3 protein-coding genes are annotated in these 4,519 nt (G+C 65.8%); 1 reads left to right on the forward strand and 2 read right to left on the reverse strand.

Annotated features, from left to right (window positions below; translation table 11 throughout):
* The first annotated feature begins 107 nt into the window (after positions 1-107).
* Positions 108-1,361: a hypothetical protein gene (locus tag H3O04_RS34070; RefSeq protein ID WP_202589366.1), complete on the forward strand. Its 1,254-nt coding sequence runs from the start codon at positions 108-110 to the stop codon at positions 1,359-1,361.
* Between the two features lie 19 nt (positions 1,362-1,380).
* Here H3O04_RS34070 and H3O04_RS34075 read toward each other — a convergent pair whose 3' ends face one another.
* Together H3O04_RS34075 and H3O04_RS34080 are read right to left on the reverse strand one after the other, a co-directional pair.
* A complete protein-coding gene (locus H3O04_RS34075; protein ID WP_202589367.1) occupies positions 1,381-2,691 on the reverse strand; it encodes an Nramp family divalent metal transporter in 1,311 nt (436 codons plus the stop codon).
* Positions 2,692-2,791: 100 nt separating this feature from the next.
* Positions 2,792-4,048, reverse strand: coding sequence for an oxalate decarboxylase family bicupin (locus H3O04_RS34080; RefSeq protein ID WP_124592073.1), 1,257 nt, complete (start codon positions 4,046-4,048; stop codon positions 2,792-2,794).
* Positions 4,049-4,519 lie beyond the last annotated feature (471 nt).

Raw genomic sequence — 4,519 nt, forward strand, 5'->3', positions numbered from 1 at the left:
CGCCGCGGGCCGCCGTACCGGCGCCGGTACGGCGGCCGTGCAGCGACGATCTACAATGACCGGCACCGCGCGGCTACCGCGCCGGGCACACGTAACGGGACCACAACATGCATTCGAGCGAGCACGCAGTATGCGTGGCGATCAACGACAACAACCGCGCGTGGTACGAAATGCTCGTGCCGTTCCTGCTGTCGCTGCGGCACGCCGGCTACGACGGGCGGATCGCGGTGATCGGCTACGGGCTGTCCGAACGCAAGCGGCAGATTCTCGCGGGCCAGTCGGTCGACGTGATCGACGCGTCGGGCGCCTACGCGCTGCCGGTCGGCCGCTTCATCGAGGCCGCCGAGTATTGCGCGCGCCATCCGCAGATCCGCAAGCTCGCGCTGTACGACGCGGACATCTGGTTCTGCGCGCCGCAGTTCGACCTGTTCTCGCAGATCGGCGACGACCGGCTCCACGTGTGCCCCGACCCGCTGTTCTGCACGTTCGTCGTCACGCCGCTGATCGGCGAGCGGCGCGACCATCACTGGCGCCTCGTCGTCGACGAGGTCAATGCGCGCCACGGCGGTGCGCTGCAAGCCGGGCTCGTCGCCGGGACCGCCGACGCATGGGCGCGTTATGCCGACCATCTGCGCGACTGCCTCGCCCGCGTCGGCACCGATTTCCAGGAATGCTTCGGCATCGATACGACGTTCCTGCATCTGTGGAGCGCGCAAGGCGAAACGGCGCTGCTCGACCCGGTCCAGAACTTCGTCAGCAAGTACGGCATCCACGAATCGTTCGACGCGGGCAGCGGCAAGACGACGCTCAGGTATCACGGCGAGCCGATCCGCGCGCTGCACATGACCGGCGACATCCGCTTCCTCGACCGGTGGCGCTACTACGCGAACCACACCGACGCCGCACTGCGCGACGGCACGCCGTTCGCGCTATCGGACGGCACGCCGGCGCCGTCCGAGGCACTCGCCGCACGCATCGCGGCGGCGGATTACGTGCGATCGGCCGGGCTGACCGTTGCGTCCGCCGCGCTCGAGACAAGCGCGGGCGCCTACCTGCAGGCGCTCGACGAACCGGGCGGCACGATGCTCGTCGGCAGTGGGAACCACGAAGTCGTGTTCACCGCGACCCGCGACATCGCGCGGCTGAACGTCTACGTCACGCATCCGTCCGGCTCGCCGTCGCCGCTGCTGTGCGAGGTGCGCGTCGACGGCCACGCGCAGCGCAAGGGCACCGAACTGATGGCGCATTTCTGGTACCAGATTGCGGCCGGCACCGTCGTCACGCTGCGCGCGACGAGCCTCGGCGGCCAGCAGTGCAACGCCATCTGGCGGCTGCGCGAAGCACCGGACATGCAGCAGTAAGCGGCCGGCCCGCACCCGTTCAATTGAAGGCCGCCCATACCAGGTACGCATTCAGCCCGACGATCACGACCGTCGCCGCGCCGGCGACGATCCGCAGCGGCATCCGCATCGCGTAAGCGCCCATCACGTCTTCGCGCGCCGACAGTATCAGCAGCGCGATCATCGGCATCGGCAGCACGAAACTCAGCACGACCTGGCTGGCCACCATCGCCCGCGTGACGTCGCAGCCGAGCGCGACCACCCCGAACGCGGGCACGATCGTCACCGCGCGCCGCACCCAGATCGACAGGCGGCGACGGATGAAGCCCTGCATCACGACCTGCCCCGCCATCGTGCCGACCACCGAGCTCGACACGCCGGAGGTCAGCAGCGCGACGAGAAACAGCGCGCCGGCCGCCGGCCCGAGCACCGGGATCAGCGTGTGATAGGCGTCGCCGATGTCGGTCATGCCCGGCGCGGCCGCATGAAACGCCGACGACGCCATCATCACCATCGCGAGATTCACGAACCCGGCGAGCCCGAGCGCAATCACGACCTCGCGGTTCGAGAAACGCACGAGCCGCCGCCGCTCTGCGTCGTCGCGCGGCGCGGTGCGATCCTGCGTGAGGCCCGAATGCAGATACAGCGTGTGCGGCATGATCGTCGCGCCGATGATGCCGACCGCGATCGTCAGCGCCGCGTGATCCGGAATCTGCGGGACCACCAGATGAAACGCCGCCGCGTGCCAGTCCTGCGGCGCGATCAGCAGTTCGCCGAGATAGCACGCGCCGATCACGCCGACCAGCGCCGCGATCGCGGCTTCCAGCGGCCGGAAGCCGCGCTTTTCGAGCGCGAGGATCGCGCAGGTCGCGAACGCGGTCGCGATCATCCCCGCGAACAGCGGCAGGTGGCACAACAACCCGAACGCGAGCGCGCCGCCGAGAAATTCGGCGAGGTCGGTCGCCATCGCGGCGATCTCCGACGCGATCCACATGCCCCACACGACCGGCGCGGGGAAACGGTCGCGGCACAGCTCGGCGAGATTGCGGCCGGTCACGATGCCGAGCTTCGCGGACATCGCCTGGAACAGCATCGCGATCGCGTTCGCGGCCAGCACGACCCACAGCAGCCGGTAGCCGTATGCGGCGCCGGCCTGGATGTTGGTCGCGAAGTTGCCGGGGTCCATGTAGCCGATCGACGCAATCACGGCCGGGCCGATGAATGGCAGCAGCGCGGCGACGCCGGTGCGGCGCCCTTCGAGCGCGGCGCGCACCGCGCCGTCGGTGGGCTCGGTGGACAGGCCCGGCAGCGCGAGGCCGCCGGGGGGTTTGCTCGGGACGACGGGAATCATGGTGAGTATTTATTCCGTTCGAATGAGGAAGGCCGATTCGGGGATCGCGGCTCGCCACAGCAGCAAGCCGCATGCCGGCCACGACGAGACGCCGACCGCGTTACAGCGGCACCACGTCCGGACGATTGCGCGGAAATTGCGCGATCACGTCCGGCGCGACGTTCAGGTGCGCTTCGACGAGCTGCGGCGGCGTGTGCGCGAGCCAGTCGGACAACGACACCTCCGCATAGCGGTCGGTCTTGAAGATCTCGAGGAACACGAGGTCGGTCTGCCCGGTGTTCTGCACGTAGTGCCCGAGGCTTTTCTTCACATAGCCGACGTCGCCCGCGCGGAAATCGGCCGTCTGCGCCTTCGGCCCCGTGTCGAACACGGTCATCCGCGCCTCGCCCTGCAGGTAGTACTGCCATTCGTCGGCGTTCGGGTGCCAGTGCAGCTCGCGCATGCCGCCTGGATGCACGGTGACGAGCGCCGCCGCGACGGTCGTCGACACGTTGAAGTTGGTGCTGTCCGCGATCCGCACCTCGCCGCCGCGCGTCTTCCTGACCGGCTTCATGTCGCCGAGCGAAAAAACGAACGGATGCGGCGGCGCACCGGCCGATGCGGCCGCCGCGCGCTGCGCGTCCGCGAGCGGGCCCGGCTCGTCGCCCTGGAAGATCCACAGGTTGTCGAGCGGCACGTTCCTGAACGCGTCGGCCGGCACGCCGAAGTTGAGCGCGAGCACGTCGGGCGGCGTATGCGCGATCCAGTCGGTCAGCAACAGCGTGTTGAATTCCGATGCGCGACCGTTATCGAACGCGAGCAGGAATTCCGCGCCGTCGCTGCCGAGGCCCTGCAGCGAATGCGGCAGGCCGGGCGGGAAATACCAGAGATCGCCGGTCTTGACGTCCTGCACCGACGGCCGCCCGAGTTCGTCGAGCACGGTGATCCGGCAGCGGCCGTCGAGCATGATGGCCCACTCGGCCTGCTGGTGCCAGTGCATCTCGCGAATGCCGCCGCGCGTGAGCCGCATGTTGACGCCGGAAATGGTTTCGGAAATCGCGAAATCGTCCTGCGTCACTTCGCGCGCCCATCCGCCATTCTGAATGCGTTTATGGGCATTATTGAAAGACGCCCAGAATAACGGCATCCCGTTGATATCGGTGGCCGGCGGGTCCTGAAAAGACGGGAATTGATTGGCGATGGCCGGATTTTTAGGCCCCGGGTCGGTCAGGCTCTGACGGTTGCGCGCATTCACCGCGCCTTCCGGCGGGCTGTCCGGATTGCCGAACGAAGCGGCCTTCGCCGTTACCGCAATGCCCGCCGCGGCAATGGCGCCGGCCGTACTCGTCAACATCTTGCGTCGAGAAAGATTCGTCATGATTTCCTCTTCATTCCTCAATCGAGAGAATTTCCATTACGGAACACTTGCCGCTTTTCGAATTACCGAAAATCAAACATCCCGTGACGCAAGTTAAATCCAGATTCATCCAAAAATTAAATGAATTATTAACCTGAATTAATGAATTAAAATGATCGACTTTAATTTTGTAATTATTGCGATGCAGCAGGGGAGAAATTATCTCTGTCAGGCATAAACGCAAAATATGTCTGACAGAGATAAACATGCCTTTCCGCCTGCTCCCGTGACCCGCCTTCGCGGCTATCACCTCCCGCCACCCCATAGTTTTTATCCGCTGGCGCGAATGATTTTGGCTTTGTCAGATAGATGACATCGAATCATCAAATGACAACGATCTAACAGCTCGATGACCTGCGCCTTCGCCCATACCGTCGAATCCCGCTTTGCCGAGCTGACGCCGACCGCGAAGCGCATCGCGAGCTACATGCT

The sequence above is a fragment of the Burkholderia sp. KCJ3K979 genome, assembly GCF_016759955.1.
GTDB lineage: Bacteria > Pseudomonadota > Gammaproteobacteria > Burkholderiales > Burkholderiaceae > Burkholderia > Burkholderia orbicola.